Origin of the sequence: Balneola sp., assembly GCA_002694685.1 — a bacterium.
GTDB lineage: Bacteria > Bacteroidota > Rhodothermia > Balneolales > Balneolaceae > Gracilimonas.
Map to the genome: position 1 here is coordinate 349,173 of NZMW01000010.1, position 21,675 is coordinate 370,847.

The following is a 21,675-nucleotide window of genomic DNA, read 5'->3' on the forward strand; positions in this document are numbered from 1 at the left end:
ATACCAATTCTGTTAATCATTAGGAGTTTTGACTTCTGGTGAACTAAAAGGTCGATTTTTGATTATAGATTTTATCATTCTAAAAACGCTTCTCAAATGTTATCTTAAATAAGCTCAAAAACTCAATTAATGATTAAATAATGATCAAATATTTCCCAATCGTTTTACTGGTTGCCACACTGGTTTCCTGCTCTACTTCTGAAACCGAAAAAAGTACCACTGCAGAGATATCGAAAGATGATGTTTTAACTCATATCACATTTCTGGCGAGTGAAGAAATGCGGGGCCGGGAAGCAGGAACGGCAGAGGAAGCTGCTTCTGCAAATTATATTGCTGATTTATTCCGAAGCTATAGCTTGGACCCTGCTGGTGATGGGGGTACTTATTTTCAGGAGTTCACCATAAATACGGCTGTTTTGAATAATCCGCATGCCAGTGACTCTGATACATCCGGCGAAAAAAGGTTGTCTAAGAATGTGGCTGGACTTCTTCAGGGAACCGGTGATTCGGAAGAGATGATTATTATCGGGGCGCATTATGATCATTTGGGTATGGGTAGCTTTGGCTCTTTGAGTAGCAGTGAAGACCCGCGAATTCATAACGGTGCCGATGATAATGCATCCGGGACGGCGGGAGTGCTCGAGTTAGCAGAGTATTTTTCAGCAAACCGCCCTGAGACGGACATCTTATTTCTTGCCTTCTCGGGGGAAGAAATGGGCTTGCTTGGATCTCAGTATTATGTTGACAATCCTACTGTTGAATTAGGGAATTCGCTTGCCATGATAAACATGGATATGGTCGGGAGAATGAATGATAACCGACTCATGATATTTGGAGTTGCCACTACTGATAATTGGGAGTCTATACTGACTGAAGCAAATACCGATTCACTGGATTTAGATTTGATTCCTGATGGAACCGGCGCAAGCGATCATACCAGCTTTTACTACAAAGATATTCCGGTACTTCACTATTTCACAGATACCCACGCTGATTACCACCGCCCTTCTGACGATACGGAATGGATTAATGAAGAAGGAGAAGAATTGATGCTTAAGCATCTTGTTCGTGTGATTGAAAAACTGGATGGGATGAATAAGGAAGAGCTAGCCTTCACCGAGGCTCCGGGCGAACAGCAGCGAAATATGACCATGAGTGGCCCGACTTTAGGTGTACTTCCTGACTATGGATATGACGGAGAAGGTTTTCGGATAACAGGTGTGAGTGAAGGGCGTGCTGCAGACAATGCTGGCATGGAAGGCGGGGATGTGATTATCAACATTGCCGGAATGGATATCGCTGATATCTATGGTTATATGGAAGCATTAAATGAGCTGGAAGAGGGACAAACAACAAGCGTCACTGTTCTCCGTGATGGCGAAGAAATGACGTTTGAGTTGCAGCTTTAGTTGTTGAAATAAAGCACAGGCGGATGCTTATGCTCTTTGATCTTCAGCTATAAGACCCAACTAAAAAGTCGTCATCCTGAATTTATTTCAGGATCTTTGATAGGACTTTTAGGTTGAACAAACTCAAATATGCATTGATCATCCTTGCCTTATAAAACTAAAAGCTAATACCTAAGATCCCGGATCAAGTCCGGGATGACAACAGAGGTAAAGGGAGTTTTTACCAACCAAAAGCAGACTTCCCGCCAACAACAGGCAGCGTCAATACAGTACCATCTAGATCAACAGTCAGCTCCGTACCGGGATCAGGATGAAGGGTGTATTCTTTATCGCTGCTGAAAATCATGAGTCCAATTTGCTGTCCGGAGCGAATAATCTGATCATCCGGCTGTAGTTCAAAACTAAATTCGTAGAACTTTCCGGGCTCTAAAGGTTCGCTTACTGTAAGCGATTCATGGTTTTGGGGGTCAGCCCAACCTCGGGTTATGATGTTATCTGTAATTCGTCCGTTTCTGCGCTCATCCCATGGTAATGAAACCAACCATACTGATAAGTTAGCCGCCGGTTTACTACTGGCAAGCTTGATAGTTAGTTCCGCTAATCCTGAAATATGAACAGAATCTTGAAGAGGCGGTGTTAGATATAGCAGGCGATGGTCGGTAATCTCTGCACGAGCTAATGATTCCCCATCAAAAGAGAAGTTATCAACCAAAGTTTCTGTTCCCTGATTTTCTGGTTTATTCAGTGAAAGCTTTCCCTGTTGAGGAGCACCTGCATTCAAATACATTTGAACAGGTTCAGCTTTTGGGTTAGGGAAATCAGCATAGAAGGTTGGGTTTTCAGGCTCGTCATATTCCCGGACAATCCACGCTCCGCTTTCGTTTTGAATTCCATTATCAACCCCAAAAAGGTAATGGGTAAACCATCGGTTCATCATTTCTACAGGAGGTGGTCCGCCGTGGCCAAATTGATGATAGTAAATCTGAGTATGCAGCCCCATTTCCTTCGCTTTTTCATAAATGCGATAGCTGTGTTCCGGCATCACATTCCAGTCGTTGAAGCCGTGACTCATAAGCATAGCCGCTTTCATGGGTTCCATATCGTTCAGATAATCCCGGCTGGCCCAGAATTCGTTGTAGTCACCGGTTCTGCGATCCATGTTATTAGCCATTTCAGTATCACGAATGACCCGATTATTTCGCGCACGCATCGATTCTTCCCCACTGTGAATGAAATCATAAAGCACATCAATGTCTTCCCCTAAATAACCGCCCGGACTTCGAACCAGCCCATTTGAGCGGTAATAGTGATAGTAGGAAGTGTTGGGTGCGACGGGAATAATAACCTCAAGACCTTCAACACCGGTGGTTGCTGCGGCAAGTGGAAGGGTTCCGTTATAAGAGGTCCCCGTCATTCCCACTTTTCCGGTTGACCAAGACGCCATCACTTTCTCATCACCATCCCGGGAGGTATATCCATTGTCTTTGCCGGCAAGCCACTGAACTACAGCTTTGGGTGCAAGGGATTCATTATCACCACCAACAGTAGGGGCTCCATCAGAAAGTCCCGTTCCCGGTGAAGAAGAATGGACCACAATGTAACCACGCGGAATCCATGTTCTGAGTTGTGAGTTTGAGATCACGGGCCGTTCACCTCTGCGGATAACTTCAGGGTGTGCGCGGCGGCTTTTATTTTCACCCACTTCGTTAGTGCCCAGCTCGCCTAACTCATGCCGCACATCCCAGAATAAGCCCTCAACCATACCTGCGGTTCCGGCATAATAAGGACTCGTTTCATAAACGACGGGCAGTTTTAGCCCATCTTCGGTTTGCTTGGGTCGGGTTACATCCACATGAACACGATCAAGTTTTCCGTTACCATCGGAGTCAAATTCAGTTTCAACCCAAAGATCTTCACGAATCCAGTTCTCAGGGTTTTCAAGTTCGGGGATTACTTGCGCTCTCCCATCTTCAATAACAGGAATTTGAATATCCTGTGCTGTGATTGGACTGCCTGACAGTAGGGCTAGTGTCAGTACAGTGATTGAGAATATAAATTTCTTAAAAGTACTCATAATCTGAAAATCTGGTTTTTAAGTGATGGATGAATGTAACGGATAATGAGAAAAGTGTTGTGCAAAAGATTGTTTGATCGGCGGTCGAAAGTGTTGGCAAGTTATGATGTAATCTCATCCATCAATAAGTTTGCTCTGGCCCCTGTCCGGCCTGTACTCGGGCACTCTCCTTCGCCTCTTAGCGAATTGACGATAGTTTGAATGAGGGGTTGCTGAACATACTGAGGGTAAGGCAGGTCAAATGTTTCAGTGCCATGATCAGTCTTAAGAGTTACAGGTGCGTTTCCATCAAAGCAGCTAAATTGAATGGAGCCTTTTCTGCCTGTGATAATGACTTCATCTTCCTTTTCATCAGGATGTGCCGTGAAGTTCCACAAACCAGTTCCTAAAATGTCATTCGTGAATTTAAAGCTCGCGGATAGAACATCCGGCGCATTATACCACCCCATTTTATTGATGGAATGACCCTCTATATTCTCAATTTCACCTAATAAAAATTCAACTAGGTCTAACTGATGAGAAGCTAAATCATGGAAATAACCACCACCTGAAATCTCAGGTTTAGTTCGCCAGTTATTATGCGCTGATGAATATTTAAGGTCATCTGGTTTTGGAGGTTGAATTAGATTTATCTGCATGGAAGTTATAGTCCCCACCGCACCGGTGTCGATCAACTCTTTTACTTTAAGGAAATAGGGAAGCGCCCGGCGGTAGTATGCGACGAAAAGTGGAACACCTGCTTTTTCACAGGCATCGATCATTGCCTTACATTCTGTATAACTGAGCCCCATTGGCTTTTCAACATATACGGGCTTTCCGGCTTCGGCAGCTTTTTGTGTATACAGAGCATGAGAACCCGGAGGAGTAGCAATATAGATTGCGTTTACTTCGGGATGATGGAGGAGTTCATCGGCATCAGAAAACCAAGTGGGTACATTGTGTCTTTTGGCATAGTCAGCGGCTTTATCTCCATTTCTGCGCATTACTGCTACTAATTCGGAGTGTTCAATTTTTTGGAAAGCCGGACCGCTTTTAACCTCACATACATCACCACAGCCAATAATTCCCCATTTAATTTGATTCATACTGAGTTTGGTTTTTGAGTTGATGGAGGAGTATAGCCAAAAAAAATCCCTCACATAAAAAGTTTATGTGAGGGATTAATGCAAGTAGTGAAGACCTTAGTCCTCGTTTGTTTAGTTTACTTGTTCATTAGTTTTTTGAATTCTTCCAAAGTACCGCGAACGGCTTTGGCTGATTCAAGCATAAGATCTTGCTCTTTTTCGTTTAATTCAACTTCAATTACTTCCTTGATTCCACCGGTACCCAGCTTAACGGGAACTCCAATGTAAAGATCATCAATTCCATACTGTCCGTCGATGTGTGCACATACCGGAAAAATTCGGTTTTGGTCAAGCAAAATAGCTTCAACCATTTGTGCAGCAGCAGCACCGGGAGCGTACCAAGCTGATGTTCCCATCAACCCAACAATCTCGCCACCGCCTTTCTTAGCTCTGTTAACGATCTCATCTAAACGGTCTTCGTCAATGAAATGCGTGATTGGCATACCGGCTAATGTTGTAAAACGCGGAAGTGGAACCATCGTATCTCCATGACCACCCATTAAAAGTGCTTGAATGTCTTTTGGAGAACAATCCAGCTCTTCAGCGATGAATGAACGGTAACGAGCGGTATCCAGAATTCCAGCCATACCCATCACTTTTTCATGCGGAAGTCCGCTGGCATCTTTTGCAACCTGTACCATCACATCCAGGGGATTAGAAACTACAATAATGATGGTATCCGGTGAGTACTTAACCAATTGCTCGGTTACACTCTTCACAATGTTAGCATTGGTTTCGAGCAGGTCATCGCGACTCATTCCCGGGCGACGTGGAACACCTGCCGTAATCACGCAAACATCAGAATCTGCGGTGTCAGCATAGTCAACAGTTCCATTAATTCGGGTATCAAAAAGGTGAATAGGAGAAGACTCCCACTGGTCTAAAGCTCGACCTTTTGAAGGGTAAAATGTTTTGTCTCCGTCTTTACGCTCCAGATCTACGGCAACCACTTCTTTAGCAAAATCGCGCTGTGCGACTGCATGTGCTACGGTTGACCCAACGTTTCCTCCAGCTCCAACTACTGTTACTTTCATTACTTTTCGTTTTTAATGTTCAGTTTTCAATTAAATACTTCTTCAATGTGAATTTGATATAAAGATAATAAATAAGAACTCAGGAGTCAGACCTCAGTATTATTCTAACTCCTTGGCTCTTACTTTTGATTTCGTCTTTTATCCATGCCCCACATGAGCTTATTTCTTAAAGTTTCAAAATAATCTTGTCCGGGAAGGTGTACCAGGTCAAACGTTAAATCTGATTTCAGAATTTCAACTTCAAACGGGAAGGTTTCGATTTCATGAATTTGTCCGTCGTACGAAAACTGAACTTCACTCTGTTGCTTTTCGATAGTGATTCTTAACGGCTTCTTAGAGTTCAACACTAGCGGACGTGTAGTAAGCGTGTGCGGGTTGATAGGAGTAACTAAAAAAACCTCTGTTCCCGGAGCTACAATAGGTCCGCCGGAAGCAAGGTTGTATGCAGTTGATCCGGTTGGTGAAGCCACAATCAATCCATCAGCCCAATAAGTATTGATGAGACTGCTATCATATTCCGCAGTTACGTTCACCATTGAAATGGAGTCTTTCCGGGTAAACAAAAATTCATTTAGGGCGTGATATTCATTTCCTTTGGAATCTGTAGCTCGTAGGAATGAGCGCTTATCAAGTGTATAATCATTATTGAGAAGGCAATCTAAGGCACGCTCCAGATCTTCATTTTGCGTGTTGGCCATAAATCCCAGCCGCCCGCTGTTAATGCCCAGGATCGGTTTGTTGATGTCTTTTGAAATCCGAGCCGTGTATAGAATGGTGCCATCGCCTCCCATCACCAAAACAATATCTGAAGCTTTTATGGAATCTAGGTCAGAGTCCGTTTTTTGAATGACTTCTGAGTGATTTAGTTCTGTTTGTTCGCAAACCTCAGTGTTTATGAATAAGGGAATACTCTTTTGCTCAGCCCATTTAATGGTACCGGCAAGCACTTCACGTACTTCATACTTTTTGGGATTTGCAATGATTCCAAGCTTCATCAGTTTGCACCAGAAATTTTTAGAGATGTAAAACTCAGGTTCCAAGGCTCATCATCAACCTTCAAACCGGAAACGCGATTATTGCTGAGGATATAAATGGGCGACTCCCAGCTTAAAAACTTCTGAGTTCCGGGATAGGGTCTTGTAGTAAAAGTGACATTATCTGAAATGGCATAAGAGGCATTCATTGAAAACGAAAAGTTTGCTCCCGTTGCTTGGGGAGCCATATTATTCAGTAAAAACAATTCGAAAGGATGCTCAGTCTGTGTAACAACAAACTGCCGGGTGGCGGTGTTTTGGTTTGAAGTTAAGTTGACTGAATCAATTTTGACAGATCCCAGGGCTTTATTTTGAAGCAGAGCTTCGGGTTTCAATGCTGTGAAAAACTCGCTTAGTTGATTATCCTGACCTGAGCTTGTGTTGTAGTAAAGGTTATAGCTTGAAGTGGCTTCTGCTTTACTAAGGTTGAATTGATTAATAAAGCTTTGATTTAGGTTTCCGGAAGAATCAGCTACAGTGAGTAATGTCGATGCTCCTAGCTCTACTAAAGCGTCAATATTACCCTGAGCAAACTGCTGGTATAAGTCCTTCTCCGACAGTCCTGAGATAATATCCAGGCGGCTTATTGCTGGGATGAATCCCCGGTAGTCTTTGTTGGTAGTAAGAAGATATGCGTTCCCCTCTTTTTTTATGAAGGCAAAACGTCCTGTTCCTGCCGCTTTTTGAATCAGCCCAGTTGTAGGAACCGATTCCTTGGCATAGACAGAAGCCATAGGGTGTGCTAAGCGCTTCAGGAAGTCAGGCGCCGGTTTATTCATATGAAAAATGACGGTTGAGTCGTTTCGGACTACAATTCCTCCAATCGAAGTTAATACTCGTTTTGCGGGATCTTTTATATAAGTCTGTTCATTGTGATAAGCAGAGAATCCACGAATGTCTTTGAAATGATCAGCTGTGAAATCAGGGACATTATTGTCAGTCATCCGCTTAAATATGTAGCTGACATCAGACGCTTTGAATCGGCGTCCATTTCCACCTTCAAAAACCGAAGAATCATGAAAGTAAATATTGGTTCTTAAGTTAAAGATGAAGCGGGTTGAATCGCTGTTGACATCCCAGCTTTTTGCCAGTCTTGGCGTAGGGGAACCGAGGCCGTTTAAACTGGTGAGCCCTTCATACAAAAGGTTAATCGTCCGGAATTCACTATTTGAAGAAGCATAAAGAGGGTCGAGCGATTCAATGGTTGCGATTTCACCAAGCCTGACTTGTATAAAATCATCGCTATCGGAATCGGGGACATTGAATAGAGAATCAGAAGGTGCTTGTAAAAGGTCTTTAGCGTCCGACTTTACCGTAACTGTTTCGAGGTCCTTACCACAGGAGGCGAAAACGATCAGCGGTAATAAAAAGAGGACAAATTTATTCATGGAGGTGTTCTTTTTCAGATTTAGTAACAGAAAATAAGCAACGTAGAAATCATTCCTTTTAACATAGCTGAGTGTTAATTTTTACTCCCTTTTAACCCTTTGATACCTTTTAATGCTTTTTCACTCAAAAGATTGGTTTCATAGCTTCTTACCCGGCCATTTTTTGCCCGGTGTTGCTGAACGCCGATTTCAATCAATTCTTCCATCAATTGCCTGAAACTAATATCCGATTTCTCCCAAAGGTAGAAGGAGAAAGAACCCGGAATGGTATTGATCTCATTGAAATAGACTTCTTCGGTATTTGCATTCACCAGGAAGTCTAAACGAGCTAAGCCGGAAGCATCCAGTGCAGAGAAAGTTTTGGTGGCCAGATTCTGAATTTTCTTAGTGAGTTCTTTAGAAATATCTGCCGGAATAACACGATCAGCGGAGGCCATGCCTTTATCAGCACCGTCACCGCTTTGGTATTTATCTTCAAAAGAAAGGGTTTCTTTGTGTCCCAATGGTTTTTCGCAAACGCTGGGCCGGCAGTCGTCTGGGGTTCCCATCACAGAGCAGTTTATTTCCATGAGAGGATTTACGGCTTCTTCGATCAGCATGTGTGCATCGTAACGGAAAGCAGTTTCGACGGCATCAATCAGTTCGGCTTTATCATTGGCGATTGCCACGCCGATGCTGCTTCCCAGGCTTACCGGTTTTACAATCAGTGGGTAGTCAAAGTCTTCGGCCACCGTAATAATATCTTCCTGTTCTTTCTCCCAATCACTTTCATAAAAATTCACAGCTTTAGTAACCGGAATTCCATTGGCTGCTGCAACAAGTTTAGCCTTCACCTTATCCATTCCCAAAGAAGATCCTAACACTCCGCTTCCGGAATACGGAACATTCATCATTTCACAAACACCCTGGAAAGAGCCATTTTCACCCTCACTTCCATGAAAAGCACAAAGCACAGCATAAACCGGAAAGCTTTTTGGCTTAGAAAAGAGTCCGCCGCCCTCTTGTTCTTTGAGGTGAGTTTTGCCGGTTTCATATTTCACAAACGCACACGAAACAGACTCGCTTTGGAGCTTTGAGAGTTCTTTGTAATTGCTCAAATCCAGAAGTTTTTCACCAGTAAGCCACCGCCCCGATTTCGTTACATAAAGAGGAATGCAGTTATATTCACTTTCTTCGAGGGCTGAAATTGCCTGAATGGCCGTTAAAACTGAAACTTCGTGCTCCGGCGAAACACCGCCAAAGGCCACAATGAGATTTTTTTGAGACATATCGTTTAAATAAGTTTATAGCCGAAAATAGGATTGTTTACGTTCAATTGTTAATAGCAGTTAGTTTTTAGTTAGATGGTTTTAGGGGGTTGGTAGTCTTGAAAATCTTAACACCTAAAACCTCGTATCTAATACCTATCTTATAAAACTTGATCTTGTTCCTCAAACTGATATTTTCAATATTCGTTGTCCTCATCAACCTTAAAAAAATTCGTGCATGAGTAAGGTAATTACATCCGTCAATCAATTGGATTTTAACGTCTCTGAGCTGGAAAATATGCCGGCGCCAGAGAAAGTTCTTTTGGTAAAGCCAACATATTTTTCGGTGGAGTATGTAATTAATCCGCACATGGAAGGCCATATCGGCGACGTTGATAAATTGGCTGCGCAAAATGAATGGGAACATCTTAAGGCCGCTTACGAAGAATTAGGTTTTTATGTGCATGTGGAAGAAGGAAGGCGGGGATTTCCAGATATGGTTTTCTGTGCAAATCAAAGTTTGCCGAACATCACAAAAGACGGCAAGAAGGAAGTGATTATGAGCGTGATGAACTCAGAGCAGCGGAAAGGTGAGGTGCCATTCATTCAGAAAGTGTACGAAGAGACCAGCTATGAAATTGTACATCTGGATAACACCCGTTTTTCCAGTTTTGAAGGGATGGGCGATGCCATCTGGCATTTCAAAAAAAGATTGCTTTGGGGAGGGTACGGATACCGATCTTCCAAAGAAGTGTACGATGTGATTTCAGAAACCTTTGATACTCCGGTAATAGCGCTCGAGCTGGTTGATGAACGGTTTTATCACCTGGACACCTGCCTGTGTATGCTTGATTCCGAAACAGTGATGTATTATCCAAAGGCGTTCACTGATAACGGAAAAGAACTGATCCATACTCTGTTCAAAAATGTAATTGAAGTTTCTAAGTATGAGGCTGAAAAGTTATTCGCCTGTAATGCTACCTGTCCCGATGGAAAGAATGTATTTATTCAGCAAGGCTGTGTCGATGTAAATCATAAGCTGAAAGAAGCCGGGTTTAAAATTCATGAATTCAGCACCTATCAATTCCTAAAAAGCGGCGGTTCTGTGTTTTGCATGAAAATGCTGTTGTGGTAGGATGTAATGTTGTAATTTTAAATGTTAAGTGTTAAATGAAGAACTCCATTTAACACTTAACACTGAGCATTTAAAATTTTCTGTATGAACTATGTAAAGTCTGGAATCTCGTTTCTCATCCTCCTCGCTCTTATCATCTCCTTAAACACAAAATTTGGTTCAGTTCCACCCTTAGGTAAGTTTTTTGATCCGGATGCCGGATTTTGGGCAAACGCTGAGACTTCGGTTCCTAACTCAGAGGAGTTAGATATTCCCGGCTTGAAAGAGGACGTATCGGTGTATTATGATGACCGTCGCGTACCACATATTTTTGCTAAGAATGATCATGATTTATACTTAGCTCAGGGATATATAGAGGCTCAAGACCGGCTGTTTCAAATGGAGATGCAAACCTATGACGCAGCAGGAAGATTAGCTGAAATTGTGGGTCCATCACTACTAAACCGGGACAAGAATACGCGTCGCTGGGGAATGCCTTATGGGGCAGAAAAGGCTTTGGAGGAAATTCAAAAAGAACCAGCCATGCTCGAAGCGATTACGGCATATGCAGATGGGGTGAATGCCTTTATTGATGAACTTTCCCCTGCCGACTATCCGCTAGAATATAAAATTCTGAACACTGCTCCTGAAAAGTGGGTGCCGCTTAAAACGGCCTTACTGTTTAAAAACATGACCCGAACATTGGCAGGAAGAAGCAATGACGATCGCACCAGCAATACGCTTGCTTACTTTGGTGAAGATTTTGTAGAGCAATTTTTTACCCGCGATCCAGAACTTAATGACCCGATTATTCCTCCCTCAAGAGAATGGGATTTTGAAACCGATATTCCAGAAGCTCCTGATAGCTTATACGTTCCTGCTTCAGCTAAAGAGGTGCAAGCTTTTACTGTTGAAGAAGGAATCGGGAGTAACAACTGGGCGGTAAGCGGAGATAAGACGGCCTCAGGTTATCCTATTTTGGCTAATGATCCACACCTTTCTTTGACGCTTCCCTCAATTTGGTATGAAGTTCAGCTACATGCCCCCGGAGTAAATACGTATGGGGTAAGTTTACAAGGCTCACCTGGAGTGGTTATAGGCTTTAACGAAGATGTAGCATGGGGCGTGACAAACGTCGGCTCCGATGTATTGGATTGGTATGAAATCAAATTCAAAGATGATAACAAGCAAGAATACTGGCACGATGGGAAGTGGAAACCCACATCAACCCGAATAGAAGAGATAAAAGTACGCGGGCAGGAAACGGTGATGGATACGGTTATATACACCCATCATGGACCGGTAACTGAAGTTCAATCTAATGTAAATGATGAACGGGCTCCGGTGTACCATGCGATGCGTTGGATTGCTCATGAACCTTCTAATGAATTCAAAACTTTTTATGAATTGAACCGGGCAGAAGATTATGAGGACTACGTGACTGCTCTGAAAAATTATAAGGCGCCCGCTCAGAATTTTGTTTTTGCGAGTAATGAAGGTGATATAGCTATCTGGGTAAATGGGTTGTTCCCGAATAAGTGGGAGCATCAGGGGCGAACGGTGAGTGATGGGACAGACCCTGCTTACGACTGGCAAGGATGGATTCCCCGAGATCACGTTCCTCATATTAAAAATCCGGAAAGAGGTTTTGTGAGTTCGGCTAATCAGGAATCAGCGGCACCGGACTACCCCTATTACCTGGATGATGATTTTGCTCCTTTTGAACGAGGTCGAAGAATCAATGATCTGCTGGAGTCCATGGAAAACATCACACCACAAGATATGCAGGAAATGCAGATGGATGATTACAGCTATTATGCTGCTACTCTGTTACCAAGCTTGTTAATGTGGACGGATCAATCCAGCCTGTCTCCCGAAGAACAAGTGCTTTATGACTTATTGGAAGAGTGGAATTATCATATGGATGCAGAGGAATTAACTCCATCAATATTCCGGCAGTGGGCAAGTAATTTCTATGGTGCTGTGCTGTACGATGAATATGAAACCACAGAGGCCAGCCTCCGCTACCCCTCTCGTGATATCTTTGTTGAGAGAGTGAAAACCGATCCGGATTTTTCATTTATAGATGATTTGACTACTGAAGGAGTTGAAACCAGAGAAGATCTTGCTTTAGCTACCCTAAAAGAAACTTATTCTGAACTTACTACCGCATGGGGAGCATTAGGAGATCAATGGAAGTGGGGAGTTGCTATCAACAATGATATTGATCACCTGGCCAACATTCCCGGATTAGGAGCAGAGAATTTATTTAGCAGTGGTTCTTCTGATGCCGTAAATGCTACTCGTGGTGGCAATGGACCTTCCTGGAGAATGGTGGTTGAGTTAGGTCCTGAAGTAAAAGGCTGGGGAGTATATCCAGGCGGGGCTTCCGGAAACCCGGGTTCGCCAAATTATGACTCTATGATTGAAACGTGGCGAACAGGAGGTCTTTTCGAATTAGATTTTTTCAAAGAAGAACCTTCGGACTTTAACTACAAGTTGAGCCTCAAATCTGCTGACTCATAATGAGATCATCTTCATCTAAACAAAGTAGAAACTTCATCCGGTTTAGTATATTTCTTCTTGTCTTGCCGGTTTTATATTTGGGATTGTGGTTCTCCATTTCAGCGGATGACTCCCTTTCCTATTTTGAGCAGGTACAAATGTTGATGAGCTATTTTCCTGAGTCAGTCAGGGACCCTTATAAAATCACTTTATTCTTTTTTGTAGAAAGTCTGTCAGCTACAATCCTAAGCTTTTATGGATATTTGAAAGCCGAATCAAAAAAGGCACAGCTGACAACCATTATAATCTGCTGCATATCAACTTTACTTTCCGCATGGTTCGGAATGACATTAATCTAAGTCCACTTCAACATTCAACATTGAATGTTCCTTATTCAATGTTCATTCGCCTCTTTCTTCATCATCACATACTTATTGATGGCGAGCATAGTTGGGGAAGAGATCATAATTAAGACAAGCGTAGAGGCATGAGCAATGGTTGCGTATGCAAGTCCCGTAGCTTCAGGTACAGCGTAAAAAATGAAGAGTGCTTTGGTAATAAAAAGGTGGTATGTGCCCACTCCGCCCGGGGTTGGGATAGAAAGCCCAACAGCGCTTACAACCGTTAGCACGATAGCTTCAGTGATACCCAAATTATAGACTTCCTGCATGTCAAACATCCAAAACCCGATGTAGGTCATAGCAATATAGAAAGCCCAGATAAGAAGCGAATAAAAGATAAATAAAGGCCAGTTCTTGAGTTCTTTTATAGCCAATAAGCCGTCTACAAATGTTTTAATAATACGCTGAACGCTATGAGCAAAATCAGCGATTTTTCCGTCTGTTTTTTCAGCTGCTTTTTTAAAAAGCCAGAATAATCCGGCCAGGCCTGCAGCTGCGATCAGCCCAAACTTAAGCAGCGTTAAAAAGAAACTAAGCTGTGTTTCTGAACTGGTGATATCAACGCCAAAAAGCCGTGATAAAACCTGAGGATCGGCAACCAGGAAAACAACAACAAAAGCCATTAAAAGCAACATCCCAAGTAAGTCGACAACCCGTTCTAAAACAATTGTGCCGATGATTTTGCTGTTACTTTCATCAACCTGCCGGGCAACATAAACGGGGCGGGCAACTTCGCCAACTCTGGGTAAAGGGATATTTACGAGATAGCCAAACAGTACCCCGGTAAAAAGCGTGGTTTTTGAAGGGACTTTCTCTTTATTGGTAAATAACATTTCCCATCGAAGAGCGCGGATATAGTGAGCCAGAAGCGTAGTAATGACAAATGGTAAAATCCAGAACCAAGTCATGTCGCGGGCTGACTCAACAACTTCCGAAAACTCTACTTCCTTAAAAGCTAACCAGAGGAAAAGAATCCCTAGTAAAACACTGCCAACAACTTTTAGTACTTTTTTTGTATCCATTAATAAATTTAGTGCATTCGTTAATGGTTATTCGTTTTCCTCCAGATTAACGAATAACGACTACCGAAATTAATATCTCATATCTACCACTTCGGCATCTTCGGGATAGGAGATTTGAAAAAGATCTTTTGCCGGATCAAGAAAAGTGCCGTTGGTAAAATTAGTTTCAATTTCATTGTCAGAAATATCCCATGCAGTAATCTTAACAGGCCTTGATTGACGATCAATTAAGATTTCAACCCTGGAAAACACTGCAAAGTCATCGTCCGTTGTAAGAGTGATTTTAGTACGCTGACCGGCTTGCTCCTCAGAAACAGAGTAGGTTGAGTCAATACCGCCTAACATTCGTGAAGGGGCAAAATCGTCTTCCTCAGAATCATAAAAATCAATGATGACTCGGTTTCGGGAAGGGTCGTAGACCTTTGAGGTTTCTCCATCTACAACTACAACCTGGCCGTCTGCTTCGAGTTTATAGCGGATTTTATCCAGCCAGATTTCTCCCTGGCTTTCAGTTACTTCTCCCGTGTAAGAATCGGTAAAGGTTTGACTGAAAATAGCCCGAAAGACTTGACCGTCATCGAACTGGTTTTTAAGCCGGTCGAAGTTGGGTGTTTGGGCTAATAGAGAGGTTGTTAGCAGTCCAAAAATAAGGACTAAAAAAGGAGTTCTGATACGTTTAAAATTCATCCAATCCATCTAATACTTCCTGTAGTTCTTCTTCATCACTGACAAGTACATCGCGTGCTGTACTTCCCTGATAAGGTCCAACGATGCCGGCGTTAAATAATTGGTCAATAATTCGCCCGGCGCGGTTGTAGCCAATTTTTAATTTACGCTGTAGCAGAGAAACGGATCCTTGTTGATGGAGAATAACCAGCTTTGCAGCGGCTTCGAAATATTCGTCGATATCTTCCAGCGGATCGGGAATCTCTGCTACATCATCTTTAATGATGGGCAGATGGAAAGGTTCCTTGTATCCGGCCTGTTGTCCAATAAATGTGTTTATGGATTCAACTTCTTCCGTAGAAACAAAAGCATTCTGAATACGGATCATCCCGGTTCCGTTATTAAATAACATGTCACCCATACCAATAAGCTGGTCGGCTCCGCCTTGATCCAAGATTGTTCTGGAATCCACTTTTGAAGCCACCTGATAAGCAATTCGAGCTGGGAAGTTAGCTTTGATAGTACCGGTAATTACGTTTACGGAAGGTCGCTGCGTTGCAACCACCAGATGAATACCAATAGCTCGTGCAAGCTGAGCAAGTCGGGCAATAGGTTCTTCAATTTGTTTACCAGCGGTCATCATCAAGTCGGCAAGCTCATCAATAATAACTACGATATAAGGCAAGTGGCGGTGGCCAAGATCTTCGTCGAGTTCTCCGGTCTTATATTTTTCATTGTAGGATTTAATGTCACGAACCATCGCCATTTTTAGGAGATCGTAGCGGTCATCCATTTCCTTACATAAACTTTCCAGCGTTTCCTGAGCTTTGGAGGTATCCGTAATAATTGGCTCATCTGCATCCGGAAGCATTGCCAAAAAGTGATTCTGAATATTTCGATACAGGGAAAGCTCGATTTTCTTCGGATCAATCATCACAAACTTCAGATTATCCGGGTGGCACTTGTAAAGCAGACAAGTAATAATAGTGTTGATACCAACCGACTTACCAGAGCCCGTTGCACCTGCAATCAACAAGTGAGGCATTTTGGTGAGATCGATCATAAACACTTCATTCTCAATCGTCTTACCGAAAGCAACAGGTAGCACAAAATCAGTTTCAACAAACTTCTTGGTGTTGATGACCTGCTTAATGTAAACCGTTTCTCTGGTGCTGTTCGGTACCTCAATACCTACTGCTGATTTTCCAGGAATGGGTGAAAGCATCCTTAATCCCTTGGAAGCTGTTGCCATCTTCAAGTCATTGGAATAGCTTTCAATCTTCGAAATTTTAACATCCGGAGCGGGCTCCAATTCATAAAGCGTTACCGTTGGGCCAACAATCGCATTGATGCCAACAATCTCAATTTTGTGCCGCTTCAGCTTATCTAAGATAATGCGCTTGTTCTCTTTGATCTCTTCAAGATCAACTTCATTTCCCTCGTCTGGCGGAGAATCTAACAAATCAACTTTAGGGAACTTATACTTTATAACCGGAGTCTCTTTCGCCTTCTCGCGATTTTGTTTGTCCAGATCCTTCTCGTCGGCTTGTTCTTCGCCCTTCCCTACAAAAACGGAAACCTCTAAATCATCCTCATCTTCATCAACCACTTCCTCTTTTTCGAGAGAAGCACGCTGACGCGTGTCAATTGATTTAACCTGCTCTTTTTCTTTTTCCCGCTGCTTGCGTTCTTCTTCCTCAGACTTTTCGACAAGCTCATCAATCGAAGGTGCCGGTTTTACTTCTTCTTTCTCATCTTTGGGTTCAGCAATTTCTTTTTTCTGGAGTTCTTTGTCTGACTCCTCTTTTTTAGCTGCTTCTTTTTCTTCTTTATTTGATTCTTGCTGTGCTTTTTTCTCTTCCTTTTCAGCTTTTTTCGCGGCAATGCGTTCTTCACGTTCCTTAGCTTTCTGCTCTTTTTTGAGCTGACGTTCAGCCCGCCAGTCTTCTATCTTATCGCGCAGATTATCCATCCAAATTTTGACACTGTCGATGGTTTTCTGAAGGTCACGGTCCACAAACATCAGCAAGGTGACAATCATCAAAACAGAAAGAATAAAAATAGAACCCAGTCCGGTTATATTTTGCAGAACCTGAGAAATAGCAATTCCGGCTGAACCACTCCAAATAGAATCAGAAGGGAAATCAGCATTGGTATTTAACCAGCCGATAAAGGTAGAAAGGAGAATCATTCCCCAAACAGAAAGAACCGTAAGCCAGCCTAAATCTTTGAAGTCCCGACGGCGAAAGGTGTGCCAGCCGTGATACCCGGTAATCAGAGCCAGAATAATACTGGTGTAACCGAACATGCTGTGAACTAAATAATGAGAAAGATACGCACCAACGGGACCCAGCCAGTTTTTAACCAATCGGGAAGAAGCATCAGGGTTGAAGAGATCCATAAAGGATATACTCTTGGCGTACTGATAATCTTCAGGAGTGTAGGATAATATACTCAAGCCCAGCAAGATGGCAATCGACATCACAATGATGCCAATAATCTCCACTTTGCGATTAGAGTCTAGTCCCGTAGTTGTAGATGTATTTAGTTTATTAGCCATTCAAATTTGTAAGGATGCCGTCCTTCATTCCGGGAAGCACATCGAATTCGTTTACTTTGCAACAGAGTGGAATATCGCCATTTGGAACCAGTTCAGCCAATCTTTTTGCATGATCACTTTTACTGATTGCGCCTTCTAAATCATCCCCAAATTTTTCGAAAAGACCAAATGCTACTTTCGCGCCATCTTTGGCAGAGTCAGGGAGGTTTCCACCCGAAATATTATGAACAATAGAACCGGCAAATAAAGTGTCTTCGATGGAAAGACGTCCCTGCCAGCCTGAGCATACCAGTACGATCTCGTCATCGTGTTCCTTCAGTGCATTTAAAATGCTTTGCTGATTCAGAAAAGTGCCTACATAAATCTGGTTAGCCAGCGATGCTTTCTTGATCGCTTTGGTTCCATTGGTAGTATTAAAAATCAGGGTTTTTCCCTTAACTACTTCCGGAGTGTACTCAGCCGGGGAATTTCCTAAATGATATCCTTCAATTTTAGATCCGTTTTTCTCTCCGCAAAGCAGAAAATCTTTTTGATCCATAGTGTTAGCAATCTTCATGGCATCACTCATGTCAGCTACCGGAATAATCTTTTTTGCTCCATTGCTAATGGCGGTAGTGATGGATGACGATGCTCTTAAAACATCAATGATAACAGCAGTTTTTCCACGCAACTCTTCTTCTTGAAAAGCCTGAACGGAAAAGAAAACGTCGATATAACTTAAATCTGGCATGTTTTTTATTTCTCTCTCTTTAATTCTTTTTGATAAATGGTGGGCGGGTCACGGTAGCCGGGGCCGTCTTTTTACGAATACTGATCTGGATGTTTGTGCCTTCTGCTGCATATTCTTTAGCAACATATCCCATCCCTATACCTTTACCTAATGTGATGGACATTGTTCCGCTGGTAACCTCTCCAATGGCTTCTCCAGCATCGTTTTGAATCTCATATCCTTGTCGCGGAATGTTGCGTTCGCCTTCTACTACAAAACCTACCAGCTGTCGGTCTAATCCGGCTTCCTTTTTCTGCTGAAGGACCTCTTTGGCAATAAAATCTCCTTTATCAAATTTCGTAATCCAGCCAAGTCGTGCTTCAAGGGGATGAGTGTCTTTAGAGATGTCGTTTCCATAAAGTGCATATCCCATTTCAAGGCGAAGAGTATCGCGGGCGCCTAAGCCGCAGGGTTCAATTCCAAATTCTTCACCGGCTTCCATAATTGCATTCCAAACTTTCTCCGGATCAACGTGACTCTTATCAAAATAAAGCTCAAATCCTTTTTCACCGGTGTAGCCGGTAGCTGAAAATACAATGTTCTCCATTCCAGCAAGGTTGCCCATCTTAAAAGAATAAAACCCAATATCACTGAGGTCAAGGTCGGTTAGCTTTTGCAGCGTCTCCACTGACTTCGGCCCTTGAACAGCCAACAGACAAGTGTCGTCGGATTGATTGTGGATATCCGCATCAAAGGAATTGTTGTCGGCAATCCAGTTAAAGTCCTTCTCGATATTAGAAGCATTGACTACAACTATATATCCGTTGCCGTCAAACAGCTTATATACAATGAGGTCATCAACAATGCCGCCATCGTCGTAGCACATGCAGGTGTACTGCGCTTTGCCATCTACAAGTTTTGAGGCATCATTTACCGTTACGTGTTGAATAAGATCGAGTGCTTCCGGTCCGCTTATATAGAACTCGCCCATGTGTGATACGTCAAAAATACCCACGCCTTCACGCACAGCGGCATGTTCAACTTTAATTCCTTTGTACTGAACCGGCATCTGATATCCGGCAAAATCAACCAGTTTAGCACCGGCTTGTTCGTGTATAGAATAGAAAGGTGTCTTTTTTGACATGTAATCTGCTAGAATTCGTTCGTTCTTTTGTACAGGCTACGGGATCAGAGATCAGATCAAACCCCATTAAGCGTTTGTTAACCAAACCATTGTAGCCGAATATACTCCGATTTATTGTTCCCTTAAACTTACTGATTTATTGGCAAACATCATTGGAAATACGGGATTTCTAAACTTTATGGTGGATTTATTTTTTGATGGCAACTGTTCCTTATATCCCTCTGTTAAGTTCCTTATCTTTGAGAGCTAAACAGATATGCTGAATCCAAAACGAATTTAGAATTAAACAATCACATGTCGATTAATAAAGAGCAGGTTAAATCAGCACTAAGTCAGGTTTTACACCCAAACGAACAGCGCGATCTCATTTCACTGAACATGGTTCAGGATATCGTTTGTCAGGATAAATATGTGTCGTTCACCCTGGAGTTCCCCGAGAAGAACGAAGATCTTGAAACACAGCTTCGGCTAAAGTGTGAAGAAGCCATCCATAATTTTATTGACAAAGAAGCTATTGTAGACATACAGGCGGCGGTAAATTTGTCTATGAAGCATGAGATGGAAGCTTCAAAACCGGGAAAAGAGCAAGAACAACAGCAAGAGATTTTGCCAGGCGTTAAGAACATTATTGCTGTAGCCTCCGGAAAAGGTGGAGTAGGAAAATCTACAGTAGCCGTTAATATTGCTGCCTCTTTAGCAAAACAAGGTCATAAAGTTGGGTTGATGGATACCGATATCTACGGACCGAGTATCCCGACGATGTTCAACATCCACGACCGGCCAAATATCACCACACAAAAGAAATTAGTGCCTCATGAGAAATTTGGCATTAAACTGGTCTCGATGGGTTTTTTGGTGGATGTAGATCAGGCGATGGTCTGGCGTGGCCCAATGGCAACCAGTGCTGTGAAGCAATTTATGACCGATGTGGAGTGGGGTGAGCTAGACTATCTTATTCTGGACCTTCCTCCCGGAACCGGTGACGTTCAACTTACGATTGTCCAAACCGTGCCTTTAACGGGAGCCGTTATTGTATCAACCCCACAAACCGTTGCACTAGATGATGCCCGTAAAGGAATAGCCATGTTTAAAAAAGTGAATGTGCCTGTGCTCGGTATGGTCGAGAATATGGCTTTCTTCACGCCTCCGGATATGCCGGATAAGAAGTACTACATCTTTGGAAAAGGCGGGGCTGCACATCTTGCAGAAGAAATGAATGTCCCGGTACTGGCTGAAGTGCCCCTTCAACAAACATTGCGTGAAGGCGGAGATTCCGGAAAACCGATTGTATTGGAAGACAGTGAGTCACCGGCAGCAACAGCTCTGATGCAGGCTACCGGGAACATGCAGCAGCAACTGGCGCTTCGGCTTAAGGAGCAATCTCCAACTAAAAAAGTAGATATTAAATTTCGGCCTTAAAACGTACAAGCCCCAAATCCCAAGCACCAATTACCGAAGCTATTCTTTATGCTGTTCATTGTTCATTGTTCATTGTTCATTGGTCATTGGTCATTGTGATTTGGGACTTTTATACTAACTCTCCAGGATAAAAATGGACCTGATCTACCTTTTAGACCTCATCGGTACGTTTGTATTCGCCATAAGCGGTATTCGAATTGCTTCTCGAGCGAATATGGACGTGTTTGGGGCATCAGTGGTTGGGTTTGTAACAGCCATTGGTGGCGGAACGGTTCGGGATCTCCTGCTTGATAGTCATCCCATTACCTGGATGGCTGACATGACTTACCCTCTTGTGATCTTAGCAGCCGTGCCATTTACATTTTTGGTGGGAAAGCGTCTTGATAATTACAGTAGAACCATCTTTATTTTTGATACCATCGGGATTGCCCTGTTTACTATTATCGGGATGGAAAAAGCGCTGTCTTTTGGCTTCAATCCATTTATAGCCGGTATGATGGGGATGATTTCTGCAGTAGTTGGTGGAATTACCAGAGATGTTCTTTGCCGTGAAGTGCCACTTATTTTTCGGAAAGAAATTTACGCAACGGCTTGTTTGGCCGGAGCTGTAATATTTTATCTGGGATTAGAACTCAATCTCCCCGAAAACCTGAATTACCTGATTACCACGGCCGTAATTATCACCATCCGAACGGTTTCTATAAAATGGAATTTATCGTTACCAAAAATGAAGAAGGTGTAAGCACTGATATTCAGGCTTGTCATCCCGAGTGGAAATAGGCGGGGAAGTGAAGATTTATTTTACGAGGGATCCGCAATTGTTTG

17 protein-coding genes are annotated in these 21,675 nt (G+C 42.9%); 6 read left to right on the forward strand and 11 right to left on the reverse strand.

The window, feature by feature from the left end; all coding sequences use genetic code 11:
* The first annotated feature begins 140 nt into the window (after positions 1-140).
* Positions 141-1,409 (forward strand): hypothetical protein, encoded by a 1,269-nt coding sequence (locus tag CL667_11215; GenBank protein ID MAL18271.1) that lies wholly within the window; start codon positions 141-143, stop codon positions 1,407-1,409.
* A 220-nt stretch (positions 1,410-1,629) separates the two neighbouring features.
* Here CL667_11215 and CL667_11220 read toward each other — a convergent pair whose 3' ends face one another.
* The 6 genes from CL667_11220 to CL667_11245 form a co-directional block, all read right to left on the reverse strand.
* The gene (locus CL667_11220; protein ID MAL18272.1) at positions 1,630-3,483 is read right to left on the reverse strand and encodes a Xaa-Pro dipeptidyl-peptidase; all 1,854 of its coding nucleotides are present in this window, start codon (positions 3,481-3,483) and stop codon (positions 1,630-1,632) included.
* 101 nt (positions 3,484-3,584) lie between these two features.
* Complete coding sequence (locus tag CL667_11225) at positions 3,585-4,568, reverse strand: oxidoreductase (GenBank protein MAL18273.1); 984 nt, start codon at positions 4,566-4,568, stop codon at positions 3,585-3,587.
* A 116-nt stretch (positions 4,569-4,684) separates the two neighbouring features.
* Positions 4,685-5,641 (reverse strand): malate dehydrogenase, encoded by a 957-nt coding sequence (mdh, locus tag CL667_11230; protein ID MAL18274.1) that lies wholly within the window; start codon positions 5,639-5,641, stop codon positions 4,685-4,687.
* A 119-nt stretch (positions 5,642-5,760) separates the two neighbouring features.
* Entirely contained in the window at positions 5,761-6,636 is an 876-nt protein-coding gene (locus tag CL667_11235; GenBank protein MAL18275.1) for a hypothetical protein, read from the reverse strand.
* Positions 6,636-8,063 (reverse strand): hypothetical protein, encoded by a 1,428-nt coding sequence (locus tag CL667_11240; protein ID MAL18276.1) that lies wholly within the window; start codon positions 8,061-8,063, stop codon positions 6,636-6,638. The genes CL667_11235 and CL667_11240 overlap by 1 nt, the downstream gene beginning before the upstream one ends.
* A gap of 74 nt (positions 8,064-8,137) precedes the next feature.
* Positions 8,138-9,331, reverse strand: a complete 1,194-nt coding sequence (locus tag CL667_11245) for a D-alanine--D-alanine ligase (protein MAL18277.1) — start codon at positions 9,329-9,331, stop codon at positions 8,138-8,140.
* 217 nt (positions 9,332-9,548) lie between these two features.
* On the opposite strand from CL667_11245, the gene CL667_11250 reads away from it, so the two are divergent.
* From CL667_11250 to CL667_11260, 3 genes are all read left to right on the forward strand, one after another.
* Complete coding sequence (locus tag CL667_11250; GenBank protein MAL18278.1) at positions 9,549-10,445, forward strand: hypothetical protein; 897 nt, start codon at positions 9,549-9,551, stop codon at positions 10,443-10,445.
* Positions 10,446-10,529: 84 nt separating this feature from the next.
* Entirely contained in the window at positions 10,530-12,950 is a 2,421-nt protein-coding gene (locus tag CL667_11255) for a penicillin acylase family protein (protein ID MAL18279.1), read from the forward strand.
* Positions 12,950-13,288: a hypothetical protein gene (locus tag CL667_11260; protein ID MAL18280.1), complete on the forward strand. Its 339-nt coding sequence runs from the start codon at positions 12,950-12,952 to the stop codon at positions 13,286-13,288. Before CL667_11255 ends, CL667_11260 begins: the two co-directional genes overlap by 1 nt.
* 35 nt (positions 13,289-13,323) lie before the next feature.
* On the opposite strand, the gene CL667_11265 is transcribed toward CL667_11260, so the two are convergent.
* The 5 genes from CL667_11265 to gcvT all read right to left on the reverse strand — a co-directional run bounded on the left by CL667_11265 (position 13,324) and on the right by gcvT (position 19,431).
* A complete protein-coding gene (locus tag CL667_11265; protein MAL18281.1) occupies positions 13,324-14,352 on the reverse strand; it encodes a TIGR00374 family protein in 1,029 nt (342 codons plus the stop codon).
* Between the two features lie 69 nt (positions 14,353-14,421).
* Positions 14,422-15,048: a hypothetical protein gene (locus CL667_11270; protein ID MAL18282.1), complete on the reverse strand. Its 627-nt coding sequence runs from the start codon at positions 15,046-15,048 to the stop codon at positions 14,422-14,424.
* Positions 15,029-17,578, reverse strand: a complete 2,550-nt coding sequence (locus CL667_11275) for a DNA translocase FtsK (protein ID MAL18283.1) — start codon at positions 17,576-17,578, stop codon at positions 15,029-15,031. Before CL667_11275 ends, CL667_11270 begins: the two co-directional genes overlap by 20 nt.
* Positions 17,571-18,308, reverse strand: coding sequence for a 2-phosphosulfolactate phosphatase (locus tag CL667_11280; protein ID MAL18284.1), 738 nt, complete (start codon positions 18,306-18,308; stop codon positions 17,571-17,573). Before CL667_11280 ends, CL667_11275 begins: the two co-directional genes overlap by 8 nt.
* A 19-nt stretch (positions 18,309-18,327) precedes the next feature.
* Positions 18,328-19,431 (reverse strand): glycine cleavage system protein T, encoded by a 1,104-nt coding sequence (gene gcvT / locus CL667_11285; protein ID MAL18285.1) that lies wholly within the window; start codon positions 19,429-19,431, stop codon positions 18,328-18,330.
* A gap of 294 nt (positions 19,432-19,725) precedes the next feature.
* Between gcvT and CL667_11290 the strand changes: the two genes are divergently transcribed.
* Both CL667_11290 and CL667_11295 read left to right on the forward strand, forming a co-directional pair.
* Positions 19,726-20,850, forward strand: a complete 1,125-nt coding sequence (locus tag CL667_11290) for an MRP family ATP-binding protein (protein ID MAL18286.1) — start codon at positions 19,726-19,728, stop codon at positions 20,848-20,850.
* 133 nt (positions 20,851-20,983) lie between these two features.
* Entirely contained in the window at positions 20,984-21,592 is a 609-nt protein-coding gene (locus CL667_11295; protein ID MAL18287.1) for a hypothetical protein, read from the forward strand.
* Positions 21,593-21,675: the final 83 nt, after the last annotated feature.

What these genes read in the sequence shown, in the direction of transcription:
- CL667_11215 (MAL18271.1), top strand. Translation starts at nt 141, where the DNA reads ATGATCAAATATTTCCCAATCGTTTTACTGGTTGCCACACTGGTTTCC.
- CL667_11220 (MAL18272.1), bottom strand. Translation starts at nt 3,483, where the DNA reads ATGAGTACTTTTAAGAAATTTATATTCTCAATCACTGTACTGACACTA.
- CL667_11225 (MAL18273.1), bottom strand. Translation starts at nt 4,568, where the DNA reads ATGAATCAAATTAAATGGGGAATTATTGGCTGTGGTGATGTATGTGAG.
- mdh (MAL18274.1), bottom strand. Translation starts at nt 5,641, where the DNA reads ATGAAAGTAACAGTAGTTGGAGCTGGAGGAAACGTTGGGTCAACCGTA.
- CL667_11235 (MAL18275.1), bottom strand. Translation starts at nt 6,636, where the DNA reads ATGAAGCTTGGAATCATTGCAAATCCCAAAAAGTATGAAGTACGTGAA.
- CL667_11240 (MAL18276.1), bottom strand. Translation starts at nt 8,063, where the DNA reads ATGAATAAATTTGTCCTCTTTTTATTACCGCTGATCGTTTTCGCCTCC.
- CL667_11245 (MAL18277.1), bottom strand. Translation starts at nt 9,331, where the DNA reads ATGTCTCAAAAAAATCTCATTGTGGCCTTTGGCGGTGTTTCGCCGGAG.
- CL667_11250 (MAL18278.1), top strand. Translation starts at nt 9,549, where the DNA reads ATGAGTAAGGTAATTACATCCGTCAATCAATTGGATTTTAACGTCTCT.
- CL667_11255 (MAL18279.1), top strand. Translation starts at nt 10,530, where the DNA reads ATGAACTATGTAAAGTCTGGAATCTCGTTTCTCATCCTCCTCGCTCTT.
- CL667_11260 (MAL18280.1), top strand. Translation starts at nt 12,950, where the DNA reads ATGAGATCATCTTCATCTAAACAAAGTAGAAACTTCATCCGGTTTAGT.
- CL667_11265 (MAL18281.1), bottom strand. Translation starts at nt 14,352, where the DNA reads ATGGATACAAAAAAAGTACTAAAAGTTGTTGGCAGTGTTTTACTAGGG.
- CL667_11270 (MAL18282.1), bottom strand. Translation starts at nt 15,048, where the DNA reads ATGGATTGGATGAATTTTAAACGTATCAGAACTCCTTTTTTAGTCCTT.
- CL667_11275 (MAL18283.1), bottom strand. Translation starts at nt 17,578, where the DNA reads ATGGCTAATAAACTAAATACATCTACAACTACGGGACTAGACTCTAAT.
- CL667_11280 (MAL18284.1), bottom strand. Translation starts at nt 18,308, where the DNA reads ATGCCAGATTTAAGTTATATCGACGTTTTCTTTTCCGTTCAGGCTTTT.
- gcvT (MAL18285.1), bottom strand. Translation starts at nt 19,431, where the DNA reads ATGTCAAAAAAGACACCTTTCTATTCTATACACGAACAAGCCGGTGCT.
- CL667_11290 (MAL18286.1), top strand. Translation starts at nt 19,726, where the DNA reads ATGTCGATTAATAAAGAGCAGGTTAAATCAGCACTAAGTCAGGTTTTA.
- CL667_11295 (MAL18287.1), top strand. Translation starts at nt 20,984, where the DNA reads ATGGACCTGATCTACCTTTTAGACCTCATCGGTACGTTTGTATTCGCC.